Origin of the sequence: Aeromicrobium senzhongii (genome assembly GCF_014334735.1) — a bacterium.
GTDB classification, from domain to species: Bacteria; Actinomycetota; Actinomycetes; order Propionibacteriales; family Nocardioidaceae; genus Aeromicrobium; species Aeromicrobium senzhongii.
Map to the genome: position 1 here is coordinate 2,170,417 of NZ_CP060587.1, position 18,174 is coordinate 2,188,590.

The 18,174-nt window shown below is 71.5% G+C and carries 21 protein-coding genes; 5 read left to right on the top strand and 16 right to left on the bottom strand.

Going from position 1 to position 18,174, the window contains the following annotated elements; translation table 11 throughout:
* Window positions 1–4 precede the first annotated feature (4 nt).
* From H9L21_RS10785 to H9L21_RS10845, 13 genes are all read right to left on the bottom strand, one after another.
* Window positions 5–664, bottom strand: coding sequence for an urease accessory UreF family protein (locus H9L21_RS10785; protein ID WP_154596895.1), 660 nt, complete (start codon window positions 662–664; stop codon window positions 5–7).
* Window positions 665–669: 5 nt separating this feature from the next.
* The gene (locus tag H9L21_RS10790) at window positions 670–2,370 is read right to left on the bottom strand and encodes an urease subunit alpha (protein WP_154596894.1); all 1,701 of its coding nucleotides are present in this window, start codon (window positions 2,368–2,370) and stop codon (window positions 670–672) included.
* On the bottom strand, window positions 2,367–2,690 hold the full coding sequence (gene ureB, locus H9L21_RS10795) for an urease subunit beta (protein WP_222865766.1): 324 nt from the start codon (window positions 2,688–2,690) through the stop codon (window positions 2,367–2,369). Before ureB ends, H9L21_RS10790 begins: the two co-directional genes overlap by 4 nt.
* A gap of 19 nt (window positions 2,691–2,709) precedes the next feature.
* A complete protein-coding gene (locus H9L21_RS10800) occupies window positions 2,710–3,012 on the bottom strand; it encodes an urease subunit gamma (RefSeq protein WP_187411452.1) in 303 nt (100 codons plus the stop codon).
* A 1-nt stretch (window position 3,013) separates the two neighbouring features.
* A complete protein-coding gene (urtE, locus tag H9L21_RS10805; RefSeq protein ID WP_187411453.1) occupies window positions 3,014–3,709 on the bottom strand; it encodes an urea ABC transporter ATP-binding subunit UrtE in 696 nt (231 codons plus the stop codon).
* Entirely contained in the window at window positions 3,706–4,509 is an 804-nt protein-coding gene (urtD, locus tag H9L21_RS10810) for an urea ABC transporter ATP-binding protein UrtD (protein WP_154596893.1), read from the bottom strand. The genes urtE and urtD overlap by 4 nt, the downstream gene beginning before the upstream one ends.
* Window positions 4,506–5,603, bottom strand: coding sequence for an urea ABC transporter permease subunit UrtC (gene urtC, locus H9L21_RS10815; protein WP_187411454.1), 1,098 nt, complete (start codon window positions 5,601–5,603; stop codon window positions 4,506–4,508). The genes urtD and urtC overlap by 4 nt, the downstream gene beginning before the upstream one ends.
* Window positions 5,600–6,481, bottom strand: a complete 882-nt coding sequence (urtB, locus tag H9L21_RS10820) for an urea ABC transporter permease subunit UrtB (RefSeq protein ID WP_187411455.1) — start codon at window positions 6,479–6,481, stop codon at window positions 5,600–5,602. The genes urtC and urtB overlap by 4 nt, the downstream gene beginning before the upstream one ends.
* 73 nt (window positions 6,482–6,554) lie before the next feature.
* Window positions 6,555–7,793 (bottom strand): urea ABC transporter substrate-binding protein, encoded by a 1,239-nt coding sequence (gene urtA, locus H9L21_RS10825; protein ID WP_222865767.1) that lies wholly within the window; start codon window positions 7,791–7,793, stop codon window positions 6,555–6,557.
* 102 nt (window positions 7,794–7,895) lie between these two features.
* On the bottom strand, window positions 7,896–8,162 hold the full coding sequence (locus H9L21_RS10830) for a PDGLE domain-containing protein (RefSeq protein WP_154596891.1): 267 nt from the start codon (window positions 8,160–8,162) through the stop codon (window positions 7,896–7,898).
* Entirely contained in the window at window positions 8,159–8,833 is a 675-nt protein-coding gene (locus tag H9L21_RS10835) for an energy-coupling factor ABC transporter permease (RefSeq protein WP_154596890.1), read from the bottom strand. Before H9L21_RS10835 ends, H9L21_RS10830 begins: the two co-directional genes overlap by 4 nt.
* A 175-nt stretch (window positions 8,834–9,008) precedes the next feature.
* A complete protein-coding gene (locus H9L21_RS10840) occupies window positions 9,009–10,823 on the bottom strand; it encodes an ABC transporter ATP-binding protein (RefSeq protein WP_154596889.1) in 1,815 nt (604 codons plus the stop codon).
* On the bottom strand, window positions 10,820–11,452 hold the full coding sequence (locus H9L21_RS10845; RefSeq protein ID WP_187411456.1) for a trimeric intracellular cation channel family protein: 633 nt from the start codon (window positions 11,450–11,452) through the stop codon (window positions 10,820–10,822). Before H9L21_RS10845 ends, H9L21_RS10840 begins: the two co-directional genes overlap by 4 nt.
* Window positions 11,453–11,495: 43 nt before the next feature.
* On the opposite strand from H9L21_RS10845, the gene H9L21_RS10850 reads away from it, so the two are divergent.
* Window positions 11,496–12,698, top strand: coding sequence for an MFS transporter (locus H9L21_RS10850; RefSeq protein ID WP_154596887.1), 1,203 nt, complete (start codon window positions 11,496–11,498; stop codon window positions 12,696–12,698).
* A 236-nt stretch (window positions 12,699–12,934) separates the two neighbouring features.
* Here H9L21_RS10850 and H9L21_RS10855 read toward each other — a convergent pair whose 3' ends face one another.
* Window positions 12,935–13,603: a TetR/AcrR family transcriptional regulator gene (locus H9L21_RS10855; RefSeq protein WP_154596886.1), complete on the bottom strand. Its 669-nt coding sequence runs from the start codon at window positions 13,601–13,603 to the stop codon at window positions 12,935–12,937.
* Window positions 13,604–13,767: 164 nt separating this feature from the next.
* Between H9L21_RS10855 and ocd the strand changes: the two genes are divergently transcribed.
* From ocd to H9L21_RS10870, 3 genes are read left to right on the top strand one after another with little or no spacing between them, the layout of a single operon-like run.
* Window positions 13,768–14,814: an ornithine cyclodeaminase gene (gene ocd, locus H9L21_RS10860; RefSeq protein ID WP_154596885.1), complete on the top strand. Its 1,047-nt coding sequence runs from the start codon at window positions 13,768–13,770 to the stop codon at window positions 14,812–14,814.
* A 51-nt stretch (window positions 14,815–14,865) separates the two neighbouring features.
* The gene (locus H9L21_RS10865; protein WP_154596884.1) at window positions 14,866–15,213 is read left to right on the top strand and encodes an ArsR/SmtB family transcription factor; all 348 of its coding nucleotides are present in this window, start codon (window positions 14,866–14,868) and stop codon (window positions 15,211–15,213) included.
* Between the two features lie 11 nt (window positions 15,214–15,224).
* Window positions 15,225–16,202 carry an SRPBCC family protein gene (locus tag H9L21_RS10870; protein WP_154596883.1) on the top strand — a complete coding sequence of 326 codons (978 nt, stop codon included), beginning with the start codon at window positions 15,225–15,227 and terminating at the stop codon, window positions 16,200–16,202.
* Between the two features lie 10 nt (window positions 16,203–16,212).
* Here the strand turns inward: H9L21_RS10870 and H9L21_RS10875 are convergent, their stop codons facing one another.
* Together H9L21_RS10875 and H9L21_RS10880 are read right to left on the bottom strand one after the other, a co-directional pair.
* Window positions 16,213–17,481, bottom strand: coding sequence for an MFS transporter (locus tag H9L21_RS10875; protein ID WP_187411457.1), 1,269 nt, complete (start codon window positions 17,479–17,481; stop codon window positions 16,213–16,215).
* 68 nt (window positions 17,482–17,549) lie between these two features.
* Entirely contained in the window at window positions 17,550–17,690 is a 141-nt protein-coding gene (locus H9L21_RS10880) for a hypothetical protein (protein ID WP_154596881.1), read from the bottom strand.
* Window positions 17,691–17,726: 36 nt separating this feature from the next.
* Here H9L21_RS10880 and soxR point away from each other — a divergent pair, with 36 nt between their 5' ends.
* Entirely contained in the window at window positions 17,727–18,164 is a 438-nt protein-coding gene (soxR, locus tag H9L21_RS10885) for a redox-sensitive transcriptional activator SoxR (RefSeq protein WP_154596879.1), read from the top strand.
* Window positions 18,165–18,174: the final 10 nt, after the last annotated feature.

Consider the following 18,174-nt stretch of genomic DNA (forward strand, 5'->3'; position numbering starts at 1 on the left):
TGCTTCAGGCACTGAACAACCTCCTGGTGGTGGCGGCGTGGGCCTGGGCCCATGCCTCGATCCGTGGTGCCCCGGCGGCCGGGATGCCGGCCGGGGTGGTCAGCGGGGCGACGTCGGCGGCGAGCCGGTCGACCCGGGGCAGGGCGGCCAGGACCCAGGCGGCGACCTCGGCCGGGTCGAGCGGCAGCAGCTTGAGCGCGGCGGCCGCGACCGTCTGGACGTCGTCGTAGCCCACGAGTCGGGCCAGCGCCCGGGCGTCGAGGCCGGCCGCATCGGCGGCGGCCCCCAGCACCACGGCGCGCGAGGTCCCGCGCGGCAGCGAGGCGAGGCTGGCGTGTGCGGGCCACAGCCGCGAGACCAACCGCGTCAGGGCGCGACCCATGGACCGCGACGTCGCGCGCATCGCCGCGCTCGGCGTCCGCGCGGCCCAGGCCACCTCGACCGCGTCCAGCGGCAGTCCCGCCCGCACGTGGTGCAGGGCCACGACGGCCGTGGCCGCCTCGACCCGGGTGACGGTGTTGAGCCGCAGCGCCATGAAGGCGGGCACCTGCGCGGGCGTCAGCCCGGACTCGACGGCGGGCTCGAGCTGGGCCGACTGCGTGTGCCCGGCGGTGGGCAGGCGCGCGTCGGCCAGCAGCATGAGCATCAGATCGGGTGAGGTCATGGCGCTCAGAACAGCGAGTAGAGCTGGGTCAGGGGCAGGGACTCGGCGGGCGCGGGCTGGACCAGCTCTCCGTCGACGTGGATCGCGAAGGTCTCGGGGTCGACGCGGATGTCGGGCAGCGCGTCGTTGTGGATCATGTCGGCCTTCCCGACGTCGCGCGTCGGCTTGAGACCGACCAGGCGGCGGCGCAGGCCCAGCTCGTCGGCCAGGCCGGCATCGATCGCCGCGGGCGAGACGAACGTGACCGCGTGGTCCGCTCCCCCGCTGGCCGGATCGACGAGCGTCGGTCGCATCAGCTGGGGCTGCGGCGTCGGGATGGAGGCGTTCGGATCGCCCAGCGACCCCCACACCAGTGCGCCGGACTTCAGCACGACCTCGGGACGGAAGCCGAAGAACCGCGGGTCCCACAGCACGAGGTCGGCCAGTTTGCCCGGCTCGACCGATCCGATCTCGTCGTCCAGACCGTGCGCGATGGCCGGGTTGATCGTGTACTTCGCGACGTAGCGCTTGGCCCGGAGGTTGTCCGCGGGTCCGCCCCACGAGCCGAAGCGGTCCTTCATCACGTGGGCGACCTGCCAGGTGCGCGTGACGACCTCGCCGATCCGGCCCATCGCCTGGGCGTCCGACGACGTGATCGACAGGGCGCCGAGGTCGTGCAGCAGGTCCTCGGCGGCGATCGTGGTCGCCCGGATGCGCGACTCGGCGAACGCCAGGTCCTCGGGCACCCGCGGGTTGAGGTGGTGGCAGACCATCAGCATGTCGAGGTGCTCCGCGACCGTGTTGACCGTGTGCGGCAGGGTCGGGTTGGTCGAGCCCGGGATGACGTGCGGCAAGGAGGCGATCGTCAGGATGTCGGGCGCGTGACCACCGCCCGCCCCCTCGGCGTGGAAGGCGTGGATCGAGCGCCCGGCGATCGCGCCGACGGTCGACTCCAGGTAGCCGGCCTCGTTCAGCGAGTCCGAGTGCAGGGCCACCTGCAGCCCGTGCTCGTCGGCGGCCCGCAGCGCGGCGTCGATGGCCGCGGGCGTGGCCCCCCAGTCCTCGTGGACCTTGTAGCTGCCGGCGCCGGCCAGCGCCTGCTCGGCCAGGGCCTCCGCCGACACCGTGTTGCCCTTGCCCATCAGCAGCACGTTCAACGGCAGGGAGTCGAGCGCCCGGTGGATCGTGCGCAGGTGCCACGCGCCCGGCGTCACGGTCGTGGCCTTCGAGCCCTCGGACGGGCCGGTGCCACCGCCGCCGACCGTCGTGATGCCGGTCGAGAGGGCCTCGAGCAGCTGGGACCGCGAGAGGAAGTGCACGTGGATGTCGATCGCCCCGGCCGTCAGGATCCGACCCTCGCCCGAGATGACGTCCGTCGACGGACCGATCACCAGATCGGGGTGCACCCCGTCGGCGATGTCGGGGTTGCCCGCCCGGCCCAGTGCCACGATCCGCCCGTCGCGGATGCCCACGTCGGCGCGGACGATGCCCGCGTGGTCGAGCACGATCGCGTTCGTGATCACCGTGTCGAGCGCGCCCTGGGCCCTCGTCACGGTCGACTGGGCCATGGACTCGCGGATCGACTTGCCGCCGCCGAAGACGGCCTCCTCGCCACCGAAGGTCAGGTCCTGCTCGATCTCGATCCACAGATCCGTGTCGCCGAGTCGCACCTGGTCGCCGGCCGTCGGGCCGAACAGGGTGGCGTACTCGGTGCGTGAGAGCCTCATCGGTCCTGCACCGCCGCTCGGACCTGGATGCCGGGGACGTGGCGACGCCCACCCAGGGTCACGAGATCGACCTCGCGCGAGGCACCCGGCTCGAAGCGCCGCGACGTGCCGGCCGGGATGTCGAGCCGGAATCCGCGTGCGGCCTCGCGGTCGAACTCCAACGCGGCGTTCGCGTCGGGCAGATGGATGTGCGAGCCGATCTGGATCGGCCGGTCGCCGGTGTTGAGGACGACCAGGGTGAGCCGCTGCTCGGGCGAGCGGTCGGCGTTGATCTCGAGCGTGCCCTCGGCGACGCGGACGGCCCCCGGGCCGCGTGACACTGAACCCACTGTCGTCTCCTCAGGCGATCGGCTGGTGGATGGTGACGAGCTTGCGCCCGTCGGGGAAGGTCGCCTCGACCTGGACGTCGGACAGCATGTCGACGACCTCGGGCATGACCTGGTCGCGGCTGAGGACGGCTCGGCCGGCGACCATGAGCTCGGGCACGCCCACTCCTTCGCGGGCTCGCTCGATCACCCAGGTCGTCAGCAGCGCGACCGTCTCGGGATGGTTCAGCCGCACGCCGCGCGCGAGCCGGTCGCGTGCCACCATCCCGGCGACGGACAACAGGAGCTTCTCGGTGTCGCCGGGGGTCAGGTGCACGTCAGACCGCCATCGCCGCACGGACGGAGTCGATGGCGTGCGCGCCGCCGTCCCCGCTGGAGGTGATCCGGCCCGACTCGATCACGTGATAGGTGTCGGTCGCGCGCAGCGCGAAGCCGACGTGCTGCTCGACCAGCAGGACCGTGAGGTCCCCACGGTCGGCGAGCCGCGCGATGACCTGCTCGATCTCGTTGACGACGTTGGGCTGGATGCCCTCGGTCGGCTCGTCGAGGATCAGCAGACGCGGCTCGGTGACGAGGGTCCGCGCGATCGCCAGCTGCTGGCGCTGACCGCCCGAGAGCAGCCCTGCCCGCCGGTCGAGCAGACCGGTCAACGCCGGGAACGTGTCCAGCACCTCCTTGACGAGCTCCGGCCCCCGCGCGCGGCCGTCGGCGACCAGCCGCAGGTTCTCGCGGGTGGTCATTTGCGGGAAGCACTGCTGGCCCTGCGGCACGTAGCCCAGCCCTCGCTTGACCCGCTGGCTCGGCCGCAGTCGCGTGACGTCCTCGTCGTCGAGCAGCACGCGACCGCTGCGGGGCACGAGCAGGCCCACGGCCGCGCGCAGCAGCGTGGTCTTGCCGGCGCCGTTGTGCCCCATCAGGCTGGCGGCGCCACCTGACGGCACGGTGAGGCTGATGTCGTGGACGACCGTGGTGCGGCCGTACCCGACACTGACGTCCCGGAACTCGAGCTTCACGATGCCTCCTCCTCGTCCTCGACGGCCAGGCCCACGACCGCCAGCTCCTCCTGCGTGGCCACGGCCGCCGCATGCCCCAGGTAGACCTCCTGGACCCTCGGGTCGGCCTGGACCTCGGTGACCGTGCCCTCGGCCAGGACCTTCCCCGCGTGCATCACGGTGACGTGGTCGGCGTAGTTGCGGACGAAGTCCATGTCGTGCTCGATGACGACGATCGTGCGGTCGGCGCCGACCCGGCGCAGCAGGTCGCCGGTCGCGTCGCGCTCCTCGGCGCTCATGCCCGCGACGGGCTCGTCGAGCAGCATGACGCTGGCGTCCTGGACGAGCAGCATGCCGATCTCGAGCCACTGCTTCTGCCCGTGCGCGAGGTAGCCCGCGGGGGTGTCGGCCAGGTGGGTCAGGCCGATCGTGTCCAGGGCCGAGGCGACGTAGTCGGGCACGCCACGGCGCGGCAGGGCCAGGCGCCAGGCCTTGCGGTGGACGCCGCCGGCGATGTCGAGGTTCTGCAGGACCGAGAGCTCCTCGAACACCGTCGCGGTCTGGAAGGTGCGTCCCACTCCGTGCCGCACGATCTTGTGCGACTTCATCGTCAGCAGGTCGGCGCCTCGGAAGGTGGCGGTGCCCGTCCCGTCGACCAGTCCGGTGACCGCGTCGACGAGGGTCGTCTTGCCGGCGCCGTTGGGACCGATGAGGAAGTTGAGCACCCCCTGCGTCATGGTCAGGTCGACGCCGTCGACGGCCTTGAAGCCGTCGAAGTCCACCGTGACCCCGGACAGGACGAGCTGATCGACGGCGCTCATGCCGCCACCTCCACCTGGGTCGGTCGCGCCGGGGACCGGCGTCGGCGGAGTCCGCCGATCTTCTGCGTGAGGGAGGCCAGTCCGCCGGGCAGCAGCAAGATGATGAACACGAACAGCGCACCTTGGAAGTAGGACCAGGCACCGGGGAACGTCTCCGAGAGCCGGCTCTGGGCGAATCCGACGGCCACCGCGCCGACGGCCGGTCCGAACAGCGCCGCCCGGCCGCCGAGCGCCGCCCCCGCGATGAGGCCGATCGAGGCGACCGCGTCGACGTTCGAGGGCGAGACGATGCCCACGACGGGCACGAACATCGCGCCACCGAGACCGGCCAGGAAGGCGGCGACGACGAAGGCGACGAGCTTGACGTTGGCCGGGTCGGTGCCCAGGAACCGCACCCGCTCCTCGGCGTCGCGCGAGGCGATCAGCAGCTCGCCGAAGCGGCTCGTGTAGAGCAGCGCCATGAGCACCAGCGACAGCACCAGGATCGTCGAGCAGATCTGGAACAGCATGAGCCGGTTCTCGGGCAGGAACAGGTTGTAGCCGAAGAAGGTCGTGAAGTTGTTGAGGCCGTTGAACCCGCCGGTGACCTTGATCTGGCCGATCAGCAAGATCGCGAAGGCGGCCGCGAGCGCCTGGGACAGGATCGCGAAGTACGCCCCCTTGACCCGACGCTTGAGCACCGCGTACCCGATGATCGCGGCGACCAGCGGCGGAACGACCGCGACGACGAACAGCGTGAACGGACCGCTGCGGAACGGCTCCCACCACGCGGGCATCTGACCGCCCGCGTAGAGGCCCATGAAGTCCGGCACGCCGTCGGGACCGGCCTGCTCGAGCTTGAGGTGGAACGCCATCGCGTAGGCGCCGAGACCGAAGAAGACGCCTTGGCCCAGGACGAGCATCCCGCCGCGGCCCCAGGCCAACCCGATGCCGACCGCCACGATCGCCCAGCACAGGTACTTGGCCAGCAGGTCGAGCCGGAACGGGCTCAGGACCGCCGGGGCGACGGCGAACAGCAGGACGGCGATCAGGGCGATGCCGGCGGCGTTGCGCCACGCGGGGGTGCTGAGTCGATTCACACCGGGTCGGTTCACACCAGGCTCCTTGTCCGGACCGCGAAGAGGCCCTGCGGTCGCACCTGCAGGAACAGGAAGATGAGGACGAAGATCAGCGCCTTGGCGACGCTGCCGTTGGTGGCCTGGACCAGGAACGACTGCACGATGCCCAGGCCGAAGGCGGCGATGACCGTGCCGCGGATCTGGCCGATGCCGCCCGCGACCACGACCAGGAAGACGTCGATGATGTACGAGGTGCCGAGGTTCGGGCCAGTCGAGCCGACCAGCGTCAGGACGACGCCGGCGATGCCCGCGAGCCCTGATCCGATGAAGAAGGTGGTGCGGTCGGCGCGCCGGGTCGAGACGCCCAGGGTCTCGGCCAGGTCGCGGTTCTGCACCGTGGCCCGGATCGAGCGGCCGAGCGAGGAGTACGTGAGCGCGGCGGTCAACACCCCCACCGCGACGAGTGCCAGCACCGTGATGAACAGGCGGGACACGGGCCACTGATAGCCCAGGATGTCGATCTGACCGGACAGCCATGCGGGCGAGCGGACCTGCTTGGCCGGCGCACCGAAGATGTCGCGGGCCAGCTGCTGCAGGATCAGTCCGACGCCGAAGGTGACCAGCAAGGTGTCGAGCGGCCGGTGGTACATCCAGCGGATGACCGTCGCCTCCAGCAGCAGGCCCATCAGTCCCCCGACGACGAAGCCGACGGGCAGGGCCACGAGCAGCGACAGGTCGTCGGGCACGATCACCTGCACCAGGAATGCGGTGTAGGCACCGGCCATGATGAACTCGCCGTGCGCCATGTTGATGACGCCCATCTGGCCGAAGGTGAGGGTCAGTCCCAGCGCCGCGAGCAGCAGCACCGAGCCGATCGAGATCCCCGTGAACAACGGGGTGAGGAAGACGTCCATCACTCTCCTGGAGGTCGCGCCGAAGGGTGGGCCGGTGGCCGCCGCGCCGGGGACGCGGCGGCCACCGCGGGGATCAGGACGACTTCTCGTACCAGTCGTAGCCCTCGAGGAACGGATCCGGATCGATCGGTCCGTCGGACTCCCACACCGTGTCGATCAGGCCGTTCGGCTGGACCTCGCCGATGCGTCCGGTCTTCGTGATGTGGTGGTTGTCGCCGTCGACCGTCACGGTTCCCTCAGGGGCCTCGAAGGTGACGCCGTCGGCGGCCCCCTGGATGTCGGCCACCTCGAACGACTCGGCCTTCTCGACCATCGCCTTGTAGAGGTACAGCGAGGTGTAGGCGGCCTCCATGGGGTCGGAGGTCGGCTTGTCCTTGCCGTACTTGCCCTTGTACGCCGCGACGAACGTCTTGTTGGCCGGGGTGTCGAGCGTCTGGTAGTAGTTCCAGGCCGTCAGCTGGCCCTCGAGCAGGTCGGCGCCCATCGCGGCGACCTCCTCCTCGGCGATCGAGACCGAGATGACCGGCGTCTTGGACAGGCCCTTGTCGAAGTAGGCCTTGAAGAACGCGACGTTCGAGTCGCCGTTGATCGTGTTGAACACGGCGTCGGGCTTGGCCTTGGTGATCTTGTCGATCGCCGGGCCCCACTCGGCCTCGCCGAGCGGCTGGTACTCCTCGCCGAGCACCTCGACGTCGTTGGCGGCGGCCCACTGCTTGATCTCGTCGTTCGCCGTACGCGGGAAGACGTAGTCCGACCCGACCAGGAAGAGCGTCTTGATCTTCTTCTGGTCCTTCAGGTACTCCAGGCCCGGCAGGATCTGCTGGTTCGTCGTGGCGCCGGTGTAGAAGATGTTGTCGGACGCCTCGAGGCCCTCGTACTGGACGGGGTAGAACAGCAGGTTGTCCAGGCTCTCGAAGACCGGCAGCATCGCCTTGCGCGACGACGACGTCCACCCGCCGAAGACCGCGGCGACGCAGTCGTCCTGGATGAGCTTCTTGGCCTTCTCGGCGAAGATGTCGGGCTCGGAGGCGCCGTCCTCCTGGACGATCTCGATCTGCTTGCCCAAGATGCCGCCGTCGGCGTTGATCTCCTCGGCCGCGAGCTTCAACGAGTTCGAGACGGTCACCTCGCTGATGGCCATCGTGCCCGAGAGGGAGTTGAGGAAGCCGAGCTTCACCGAGTCCCCCGAGGTGTCGACGCAGCCGGCCGAGGAGGCGGACTCTCCGTCCTCTGACTTGGTGCCGCATCCGGTCAGGACAAGCGCTGCGGCCATGACCGCCGCGGTGCTCGTGATGAGCTTGCGTGTTTTCACCACTGGACTCCCTTTCGCCTCTGTCGACCCGGCCACGCACCCTGCGCCGCCGAGTGGGCTCGACGCTAGGCAGGGCAGATTGCCAATTACTTCCACGTGGTATTAACTGCGTGTAAACCGTCCCGTGACCCTCGTCACACCCACGACGAGGACGAACACGAGCACGCACCCGGCGATGCCCGCCCAGCCGCCGGGATAGTCCGCCATGGGCGATCCGGCCGTCACACTGGTGCCCGCGGTGTGGGCGAAGCCGTGCGCCCGGGCGACGCGCTCCAGTCCGTCGGGGTGCCCCGACGCGTACGCGCTGACCACTCCGGCCAGCAGCAGGCTCAGCGCGAGCGCCGCGACCAGGAACCGCCGCGAGCTCATGCGGACACCGTCCGGGCGCGCAGGTACCGGCGGGCGCCGAAGACGAGATCAGGACGCGCCCACATCACGGCGGTGACCGCCGCCAGCGTGATCGCGGCCTCGCCGACGCCGATCAGGGCGTGCCAGCCGACCATCGCGCCGGCCACGGCGCCGAGGTCGACCGCGGCCGTGCCGCCGGCGGCGAACAGGCCGGTGAAGACCAGCGCGGTCGCCGGGACCGAGACGAGGGCCGCCAGCGCGGCCGACAGGGGAACGGCCGCGGGACGCGGCGGCGCGAGGCGTGTGGCCGCCCGGAAGACCGCCCAGCCGACGAGCACGCCGACGACCGCCATGAGCGTGACGTTCGCGCCGAGCGCCGTGACTCCCCCATCGGCGAAGAACACCGCCTGGACCACGAGCACCGCGGTGAGGCACAGCACCGCGGTCGCCGGACCGACGAGCACGGCGGCCAACACCCCGCCCATCAGGTGTCCACTGGTCCCGTCCCCGACCGCGAAGTTGAGCATCTGGGCGGCGAAGACGAACGTCGCCACGAGGCCGGCCATCGGCACGCGATCATCGTCCGGCAGCTCGCGCCGTGCGTGCCAGGTCGCCACGACCACGGCGGTCAGGGCGACGGCAGCCGAGGCGATGCTGGTCTGCGGATCGAGGAAGTGGTCGGGTACGTGCATGTCGCCTCCGGGTCACTCGCCCCCCGAGCGAGGACGATGCCGGCGACGCTAGGCACGCGGGTTTTCGACGAGGGTCACTCCGCGTTACAGCAAGGTTTCATCTGGAAGGATCCCGCGGCGGCGGGCGAGATCTGTAGCGCTACGCACGTTCTGAGGGCGAAAAAGGTACGGAACGCTACACATCTCGGTCGGCGCGGACGACCAGGGCGCCGGTCTGGACGTTCCAGAGAGCGGCGTAGGCGCCGCCCGCGCTCACCAGCTCGTCGTGCGTGCCGGACTCGACGATGCGCCCGGCGTCCAGCACCCAGATGCGGTGGGCGTGGCGCACGGTCGAGAGCCGGTGCGCCACCACGATCGCGGTCCGGTCGCGCGTGGCGGTCTGCAACGAGACCTGGATCGCCGCCTCGGTCTCGTTGTCCACCGCGCTGGTGGCCTCGTCGAGGATCAGCACAGCAGGGTCCCGCAGCAGGGCCCGGGCGAGCGCCAACCGCTGCCGCTGCCCGCCGGACAGCGTCACGCCACGCTCGCCGACCCACGTGTCGTACCCCAGCGGCAGGGCCTCGACGAAACCATCCGCGGCCGCCTGCTGAGCGGCTCGGCGGATCTCGTCGCGACTCGCCCCGGGGCGACCGTAGGCGATGTTCTCGGCGATCGTGCCGGCGAACAGGAAGACGTCCTGCGAGACGTAGCCGATCGACCCGCGCAGCGACTCCCACTCCAGCTCGCGCAGGTCGCGCCCGTCCAGGCGCACCTCGCCGGCGCGGGGATCGTCGAAGCGCAGCATGAGACGCAGCAGCGACGACTTGCCCGCGCCGGTCGGACCGACGATCGCGTGGGTCTGGCCGGCCGGGACCACGAGGTCGATCCCGTGCAACACGTCCGGGCCGTCGGCATAGCCGGCACGCACGCCCGACAGTTCGAGCCGGCCCGTCACCGGCGTCGGCAGCGCCACGGTGCCGGCGGGCACGTCGATCGGCTCGTCGAGCAGGGCCAGGATCCGCGCGGTCGAGGCGCGGCCGCGCTGGTAGAGGTCGAGCATCTCGGCGATCTCGGTCAGCGGCCACAGCAGGCGCTGGGTCATGAACACGAGGACCGAGTACAGCCCGACCTCGAGCTCGCCGTTCAGCGTCGCCCATCCGCCGAACAGCAGGGTGCAGGTGAACCCGACGAGGATCGCCAGGCGCACGAGCGGCACGAACGCGGCCGACGACGCGATCGCGGCGACGTTGGCCTCGCGGTACGCGGCGGACGCCGCCTCGACGCGATCGCGCTCGCGGTCCTCGGCGGTGAACGCCTTGATCGTCGTGATCCCGCCCAGATTCGCGCCGATCAGGGCGGACAGCTCGGAGACGCGCTCGCGCACGGCCGCATAGAGCGGCTCGAGCCGGCGCTGGAACCACAGCGAGCCGAAGACGATCAGCGGGATGGGCAGGAACGCCAGCAGGAGCAGCTCCCAGGACGCCACCGCGAAGACGGCACCGACGAGCACGATGTTCAGTGCGGTCTGCAGCAGGGCCGGCGCCCCGATGTCGAGGAACCGCTCGAGCTGGTTCACGTCGTCGTTGACGGTGGCCAGCGTCGCACCCTGGGGGCGCGCCTCGTGCCAGTGGACGTCGAGACGCTGGGCGTGGTCGTACGCCTCGACCCGCAGGTCGTGCTCGACGGACTGGGCCAGGCCGCGCCACGTGACGGCCGCGAAGTACTGCGACGCCGACTCGACCACCCAGACCCCGGCGTTGATCGCAGCCAGCCAGCCCAGTTGCGCGAACCGCGACTCGACGCCGAGCACCTCGGCGACGAAGGACCCCTCGCCCCGGACCACGACGTCGACGGCAGCGCCGATGAGCAGCTCGGGGACGACGTCGGCGATCTTGTTGACGACCGAGAGCACCACGGCCAACACCAGTCGGGGCCGATAGCGGCCGTACCGGCGCCACAGCTCCTCCAGCGGCGCGCGCTCCACCCGCGCCGCCTCCCGTCCCGCCGTCATCCCTCGGGCTCCTCGAACCGGGGCAGCCGCCAGTGCCAGCGGATCGCGGCCACCCGGATGAGCAGCACCAGGGCGACGGCGGTCGCCGCGGCGAAACCGCTGGGCACCTCGGTCTCGCGCAGCACGGTGTAGGCCACACCCCCGGCGATCGAGGCCAGGGCGTAGATCTCGCCGACGAGCACCAAGGGCTTGCGCCGCACCAGGACGTCACGGATCACGCCGCCACCGGCACCCGTGATGACACCGAACATCACGGCGATCCACGGCCGGACGTCATGGGCGAGGGCGATCGACGTGCCCGTGACGGTGAACGCCGCCAGTCCGATGGCGTCGGCGTAGAGGACGGTGCGCCGCGTGTCGAGCTTCGACTGGGGGTGCACGGTGGCGACCACCAGGACGACCACCGACGTCACGCACGCGACGATCAGCAGGTCGGGCTCGCGCACCCACCAGATCGGATGGATCCCCAGCAGGAGATCACGCAGGGTGCCACCGCCCACCGCGACCACGACCGCGAGCACGCCGACTCCGAGCCAGTCCATCCCGGCTCGCACCGCCGCGTACCCGCCCGAGACCGCGAAGGCCACGGTCCCGATCACCTCGGCGACGCGGAAGAGGTCATCGTTCACGGGTTCCACGGTAGGGGGCGACTTGCGCAGTAGCGTGCGCAGCATGGTCCGCATCCAGCGACGCGCCGATCACGAGGCCCGCGTCCTCGCCGCCCGGTGGCCGGCGCTGGCCGCCTTCAGCCTGCTGGTCCTGACCACGCAGGCCCTGTGGCTGACCTTCGCTGCCATCACCCCGCAGAGCGCTGAGCACCTCGGGGTGTCCGAGGGGGCCGTAGGCGACCTCGCGGTCGTCAACGCCGCGGCCTTCGTGCTGCTCGCGATCCCGGCCGGGCGCTGGATGGACCGCTCGTACGAGCGGGCGCTCGCGGCGGGAGCGCTGTTCACCGCGGCGGGCGCCATCGTCCGCGCCCTCGATCCCTCGTCCTACCCGACGATCCTCGCCGGCCAGGTGGTGATGTCGATCGGCCAGCCGCTGGTGCTCAACGCACTGACGAAGATCGCCGCGCGGCACTTCCCGCCGCGTGAGCAGACGCTGGCCATCTCGGTCGCCGCCGGTTCCCAGTACGCCGGGATCCTCGTCGCGGTGCTGACGTCGTCGTGGCTCGTGGACGTCGGCGGATTCCGTGGCCTGCTCGTCGCCCACGCCGCCCTGGCCACGGTGGCAGCGGCCGCCGTGCTGGCGAGCCTGCGACTGGCTTCGCACCCGACCGACGCGCTGGGCCCGCTCCGGCTCGGCCGGCTGCGCTCCGACCCCCTGATGTGGAAGCTGGCGGCGCTGCTGTTCCTCGGCTTCGGCATCTACAACGGGGTGGCGACGTGGCTCGACGCGATCCTCGTCGACCTCGGGCATCCGGGGCTCGCGGGTCCGGCCATCGCCACGATGACACTGGCCGGCGTGGCCGGAGCGGCGATCCTTCCCAGCCTCGCGGCCGCGCGGGACGCCCGGCGGGCCGTGGCCGTCCTGGCCACGGCAGCCCTGGCCGCGGTCATGCTCACGCTGGCGGCCACGCAGCCCGTGTGGCTCGTGTACGGCGCGCTCGCCCTGTTGGGATTCCTGTTGATGGGCACCCTGCCCGTGGTGCTCGACTGGTCCGAGCGGCACGCCGGGCCGACGCTCGCCGGCACGGTGACGGGACTGTTGCTGCTCGCGGGAAACCTCGGTGCCGTGTTCGTGGTCCTGACCGTGCAGGTCGCGATCGGCGACCCCGTCGCCGCTCTCGTGGTGATGGCGCTGTGGGCCGTCCCGGGACTGGCCGTGGCATGGTCCCTGCCGCGCACGGCCGGGCCGCACCTCACGACCGAGTGAACCAGGGGGCGGACAGTGCCGTGCCCCCGCGATCGGGGGGTGTGGCGGGGGCACGGACTCACTGACAGACACGGCTCGGCTGGGGGACCGAGCGTTTCCCTCCCGGCTGGCTCGAGTGGTGTGAGCTCGAGGCGCCAGGACAAAACTACACGCGCAGTACAGCAGTGCGTCGCGTTTCCGCGGATTTCGTCAGAAGTCGGTGTCACCTGCGATTCCAGCGCGAATCGCGGGTCTTCTCACAGGGGGCGCAGGACCGCCGTGTGGATCGTCACGACCGGGTCCACGAGGCCGGCCAGGCGGAGCCGCCGGCGCGGGGGTGTGCGGCGGATCTGGCGGGCGAAGAGCTCCTCCGTCGCGCCGATCGCGCCGACGACCTCCCACTGCGTGGGGATCCGCACGGAGGCACCGGCGGCCGCGGCGAGCCCGGCGACCCGGGCCAGGCTGCGGGCATGGCGGTCGACGACCCGGTCGCGCTGCTGCCCCAGCCGCTCGCCGGCCCCGTGGACCTCGACCAGATAGCTGCGGGCGAACGTCGGGCGGGCCTCGAGACTGTGGGCCAGTGCCTGGACACCCAGGGCGATGCGGTCCTGCCACGCGGAGTCCGGCGTCGTCGCGGCTCGCTCCCGGATGACCTGCACGAGCTGCTCGCTGATCGCCTCGTGTGCCGCGGCGAACGACTCCTCCTTGCCGGCGAACCACTGGTAGAACGTCGTGCGCGAGATCCGCGCCCGCGCCGTGATGCCGGCGACGGTCGTACGGGCGTAGCCGACCTCGGCGACCTCGTCGGTGACGGCCTGCATGATGCGGGCCCGGTGGGCGGCGCCCACCTCGGCCTCCGACAGGGCCGCCCGGCCCCGCGGCAGGCCGGCCCGGTCGGGCAGCAGGCTCAACGTCGCGGCGGGCACCGGGACAGGGTAGCGGCGGCCGACCTCCGCCGTCCCCGCTTTCCCACCAGCCTCATACGAGCAACGATTCGTTGTCCTCGAGCAGCGATGGCGCAAGGTTCCACCGCTGAAGCCGCAAGGAATGTTCGTTGTTGCCACCGGGTTCGCTGCGTAGCGTGGGCGCCATGAGCCTCGTCCCCTTCCTCGACGTCGCCGGCACCGCCCGATGGATCCGCCGCGACGGCGCCGAGACGATCATCGCCGCCCTGACGGATGCCGTCGAGAGCGACTTCCGGCGCTGGCCGGTCTTCGACAAGACGCCGCGCGTGGCCTCGCACTCCCGCGACGGCGTGATCGAGCTGATGCCCACGAGCGACGGCGAGTCCTACGGGTTCAAGTACGTCAACGGCCACCCCTCGAACCCCGCCCGCGGGATGCAGACCGTCACGGCCTTCGGCGTCCTGGCGCAGGTCGCCTCGGGCTACCCCACCTTCGTCGCCGAGATGACGCTGCTGACGGCCCTGCGCACGGCGGCGACCTCGGCGATGGCGGCGCGGCACCTCGCGCGCCCCGACGCCGCCGTCATGGCGATGATCGGCACCGGGTCCCAGGCGGAGTTCCAGGCGCTCGGCTTCCGCGCGGCCCTGGGTGTCCGGAGCCTGCGGATCTGGGACGTCGACGCGGCGGCCATGGCCAAGTTCGTGCGCAACGTCGAGCCGCTCGGCTTCACGGTGCACGTGGCCTCGAGCGCCGCGGACGCCGTCCGGGGCGCCGACGTGATCACGACCTGCACGGCCGACAAGCAGCGCGCCGCCGTGCTGACCGACGACATGGTGGCCCCCGGGGTCCACATCAACGCGATCGGCGGGGACTGCCCCGGCAAGACCGAGCTCGACCCGGCGATCCTGCACCGGGCCGACGTGTTCGTCGAGTACGAGCCGCAGACCCGCGTCGAGGGTGAGATCCAGGCCGTCGCGCCCGACTTCCCCGTGACCGAGCTCTGGCAGGTGGTCGGCGGCGAGGCAGCGGGGCGCCGCGACGCCTCGCGCGTCACGGTGTTCGACTCGGTCGGGTTCGCCGTCGAGGACTTCGCCGCCCTGACGTTCGCCCACCGGGCGGTCGCCGGCACCGACCTGGTCTCGTGGCTGGACCTGATCGCCGATCCGGCCGACCCCAAGGACCTGTTCGGTCTCGTCGCCGAGGCGGGCATCGCCCTCTCCCCCGCGAGCTGATCCCCGCCCGGGGGTTGACCCCGGGCACCGGCGGGGCTAACGTGCAACCAAATGGTTGTAGATACAGACACCGAGCTGACCGACGACGAGATCGACCGGATCTTCCACGCTCTCGCCGACGCCACCCGACGCGACATCGTCCGACGCACGCTGGTCGGCGAGGCCTCCGTCTCGCGGCTGGCCGAGTCGTACGACATGTCGTTCGCCGCCGTGCAGAAGCACGTCGCGGTCCTGGAAGGAGCTGGTCTCGTGACCAAGCATCCGCAGGGCCGAGAACGTCTGGTTCGCGGCAATCCCGACACGATCGCCCGGGCCCAGCGCCTGCTCGACGACCTTGAGCTCCTCTGGCGCTCGCGCGTCGAGCGACTCGACGCCCTCCTGGCCGAAGACCCCTCCTGAAAGGCACTCCGATGCCCATCACCTCCGTGTCCAAGGACACCGACGACCTCACCTTGACCGTCGTCGCCGAGTTCCCCGTGCCGGTGCGCCGGCTCTGGGACGCCTACGCCGACCCCCGCCTGCTCGAGCGGTTCTGGGGACCGGTCGAGTACCCCGCCTCCTTCAGCCGCCACGACATGTTCCCCGGCGGCGAGTCGCACTACGTCATGACCGGTCCCGAGGGCGACACGAGCCCCGGCTACTGGAGGTTCCTGTCCGTCGACGAGGGCAAGGGCTTCGAGGTCGAGGACGGCTTCTGCACCGAGCCGGGCGTACCCGACACCTCCATGCCCGCCATGCGGATGACGTTCGCCTTCGAGGAGGTCGGCGACGGCTCCCGCGTCACCACGACGACGTGGTTCGCCTCGCTCGAGGACCTCGAGAAGCTCATCGGCCTGGGCATGGACGAGGGCCTGAAGTCCGCGATGGGCCAGATGGACGCGGTCCTGGCCGACCTCGCCTCCTACGCCGCCGGCTCCGGCACCACCGTCGAGCTGCTCGACGACACGCACGCGCGGGTCTCACGGGTCGTCCGCGGCACCGTGGACCAGGTGTGGCACGCCCACCACGATCCCGAGCTCATGCGTCGCTGGATGCTGGGCCCGGACGGCTGGGTCATGTCCACCTGTGACGTCGCGACGGAGGTGGGCGACACCTACCGCTACGAGTGGGAGCAGGAGGACGGGTCCAACGGGTTCGGCTTCACCGGCGAGCTGCTCGAGGAGCAGCCGCCCCTGCGGTCCGTGACGACCGAGCGGATGATCGGCATGGACAACGAGGGCGTCCGCAACGAGCTGACCCTCAGGCCGGTCGAGGGCGGCACGCTCGTGTCGACCGTGATGACCTTCCCGAGCCGGGAGCTGCGCGACCAGATCCTCGGCACCGGCATGGCCGAGGGCATGGAGATCAGCTACGCCCGGCTCGAGCAGGACGTGCTCGTCCCCGCCTGAGCGACGCCCCTCACCGCAGCCGCAGCGGCACCGCTGCGGCTGCGACGAGGCCGGAGCCGAGGATCAGCAGGCTCGCCCCCAGCGCGGGCGACGACCCGACGAACCCGGCGAACACCACCGCTCCGAGGGCCATCGCGAAGGCGTCCGCGAGCGCGTCGTTGAGCTGCAGGTACGACGAGACCCGCCCCGCCTCGCCGCCCTCGGCGGTGGCGAGCGCGACCACCGAGAGCGTCGAGAACGCCATCCCGATACCGAATCCCGCACACGTCCACGCCACGACGGGGACGAAGAGCGGGACGCCCGAGATCCCGACGGTCGCCGTGCTCGCCACGGCCACCGCGACGACGGCGGTCCCGATCCGGATCCGGAGCAGCTCGTCCCTCAGCGCAGGCACGCGAGCGGCGGCCTGCGCGCCGAGGCACCAGGCGACCGCCGCGGCCGTCAGCACCAGGCCGGCGCGCGAGAGCGAGAGTCCCCGCTCGGTCGTCAACAGCAGCGGCAGGTAGACCTCGGCGCCGGCGAACGACGCGCCCAGCAGCCCTCGGGCCACGAGCACGGCCGGCAGCCCGGGGCGGGCCCGCCACGTGCCGGGAGGCAGCAGTCGTCCCGCGGCCAGCAGGGCGACGGCCACGCCGGCCCCCACCGCCACGAGCCACGCGTCGAACTGACGTTGGCCGCCGAGAGCCAGGGACGCGACGCCGGCGGCCGCCAGGACGGCCCACCCCAACCGGCGCCGGTCGACTCCCGCCGAGGACTCCCCCGGCTCCGCCGTCGCCGATCGCACGAGCCACCACGCGCCGAGTGCCACGACCGGGACCGCCAGGAAGACCCACCGCCACCCCAGGAGATCCGCGACGATCCCCGCGAGCAGGGGTCCCACCAGCGCGGGCAGGACCCAGGCGGCGGTGAGAATCGCGAACACGCGAGGGCGGAGCGCCACGGGGTACGACTCGGCGATCACGACGTAGAGCGCCACCCCCATGACACCCCCGCCCAGGCCGTGGACGAGCCGCCCGACCAGGAAGACCTCCATCGACGGCGCGAGCCCGGCGATCACGACACCGGCGCAGAACACGACCACGCCGACGACCAGGGCCCGCGCCGAGCCGTGCCGATCGATCCAGTCGCCGGCGATCGACAGGGCCACGACCGAGGCGGCCACGGGAGCGGCGAACGCCAGCGCGTACAGCGAGAGGCCACCGAGGTCGCGGACCACCTCGGGCATCACCGTCGCGACGGCGAGGGCCTCGAAGGCGAACAGGAAGGCGAGCGAGAACACGCCGACGGTCGTCCGCCGATAGGGCCGGGCCCAGGGAGATCCGGACGGCGCCGTTCGCAGGGCGCTGCTCACCGGAGCCGCAGGTTGATGACCGCGGCGGCGATGAAGCGGTCCTTCTCCTCGGGCCGGACGCGACCGTCGATCAGGCGGGAACGGGTGGACGGCAGGGGGCGGACGCGGCGGGAGCGCGGCGGCTTGGGCTGGAGCATGCACTCAGCCAACAACCTCAACTAAGGTTGAGGTCAATGCCTGATCTCCTCACCCCGTCGCAGGTCGCCGCCCGCGCCGGCGTCACCGTCTCGGCGCTGCACTTCTACGAGCGCGAAGGTCTCATCACGTCCACCCGCAGCGCGGGCAACCAGCGCCGGTACACCCGCGACGTCCTGCGCCGGATCGCCTTCGTCCGCACGTCGCAGCGGGTCGGGATCTCGCTCGCCGAGATCCGCGAGGCGCTCTCGACGCTGCCGGTCGACCGGGCGCCGTCCAAGGCCGACTGGTCGCGGCTGTCCCGGCGCTGGCGGACGTCGCTCGACGAGCGGATCGCCCGCCTCCAGCGCCTGCGCGACGACCTCGACGGCTGCATCGGCTGCGGTTGCCTGTCGCTCAAGAAGTGCCGGCTGCGCAATCCCGACGACGCCCTGGCCACCGAGGGTCCCGGCCCTCGCCTGCTCGACCCCTCCTGAGCCCACCGCC